We start from the raw sequence: 1,351 nt of genomic DNA on the forward strand, positions 1-1,351 counted from the left end.
GCTGACCTCCGCGCCCGGGCCGTCCGGGACCGCGGTCAGGTACTGCTCGATCTGCTGCTGGTTCTCCACCAACCGCAGGCACAGGTGCCGCAGTTGGGCCAGCTCCTCGGGGCTGAAGCCGCGGAAGACGGCGGCCATCGCGCGCTCGGTGGGCGCCCGGAACTCCTCCAGCCAGGCCAGCCCCTCGTCCGTCGCGGAGACCAGCACCGCCCGCCGGTCGTTCGGGTCGGGGGAGCGGCGGGCCAGACCCTCCCGCTCCAGGGTGTCCACCAGGCCGGTCGCGTTGCGCGGGCTCACCCCGCCGGCCCGGGCCAACTCGCCTACGGTCAGGCCTGGTTCACTCCCTCCGGCCGTTCCACCCGTCCTGCTCGCCGCACCGAGCCGCACCAGCACGTCCAGTGCCCCCGCGCTCAGCCCCCGCCCCCGTGATCCGTGCGCCCGCAGCTTCTCCACCGCGTGGAACGCCGAGCGTGCGGCGGCCGCCGCCTCCAGCGCCAGGGTGTCCCCGCCCTTGGTGAACACGCCCATGGCCGTCCGCACCCTGCTGTCGTACAGCCGACCCTCGGCATCCCGCCCCAACGGGCCGGTCGCCGTCTCCCCCACTGTATGTACCTGCTTCATAATGAAGTCATTCTGCACTGTGGGGCGCGCCTGTCAAGGAGGTGGTCCGTCAACTCGCCCGCGATGGGCGGGGCTTCGGTGGAAGTCGGACGCGCGCTCCGCTGGGGTGCGTCGGCCGCCCGAGCCGCCAGCCAACCGTTCCCGTACGTTCGAGCCGCGTATCGGCCCGTTCGAATGACGTTGCCGAGGGGCGGGCCGGGACGGGGCGGTGCGGCGGCGGTCCGTGGCGGGGGCCGATCGGGACGAGGGGTGACGGGGGAGTGCTCCAGCCGACTGATCCTGCGAGATAGGCATACGAACTGTATTTCCGCTGGTGGGATCGGCGATTCTGACGGGGCGTGAGGCCGGACGGGTCGCGGCGCCGGTTGCGACGGGGTGCGGGCCGTGGCTGTCTGAATCGCGGCGGGGCCGACCGGCGCCGCCACTCGATCCAGAAACTCCGTGGAGGAGATTTTCATGCGTGCTCTCAAGCGAGTCGTGGCTGTCGGCGCCCTCACCGTCCCGCTCGTTCTCGGCTGCGCCGGCCTCGCCTCGGCCGGCACTGGAGGCATCGACGCGAACTACGGCAAGGGTTTCTTCACCGCCAACGAGAACGGCGCCGGCCTCGCGGCCGTCGAATCCCATGTCGGCCCCGACGGTGTCTCGCACGCCGACTTCTGGATCTGGGCGGACGACAACGGCGTCACCGGCTCCTTCACGGGTTCGGGCGCCACCTTCGACGACCCGGCGG

Annotated in this window: 2 protein-coding genes; one reads left to right on the forward strand and one right to left on the reverse strand. The window is 72.0% G+C overall.

The genetic code is table 11. The features are described 5' to 3' along the window. The coding region (locus tag ACFU6K_RS39125; protein WP_380671458.1) for a MarR family winged helix-turn-helix transcriptional regulator at positions 1 to 621 on the reverse strand (621 nt) is incomplete at its 3' end. 456 nt (positions 622 to 1,077) lie between these two features. Between ACFU6K_RS39125 and ACFU6K_RS39130 the strand changes: the two genes are divergently transcribed. After that, positions 1,078 to 1,351: hypothetical protein (locus ACFU6K_RS39130; protein WP_380671460.1), on the forward strand; the 274-nt coding region annotated here is incomplete at its 3' end.

The sequence above is a fragment of the Kitasatospora sp. NPDC057512 genome, from assembly GCF_042802135.1.
Taxonomy (GTDB): domain Bacteria; phylum Actinomycetota; class Actinomycetes; order Streptomycetales; family Streptomycetaceae; genus Kitasatospora.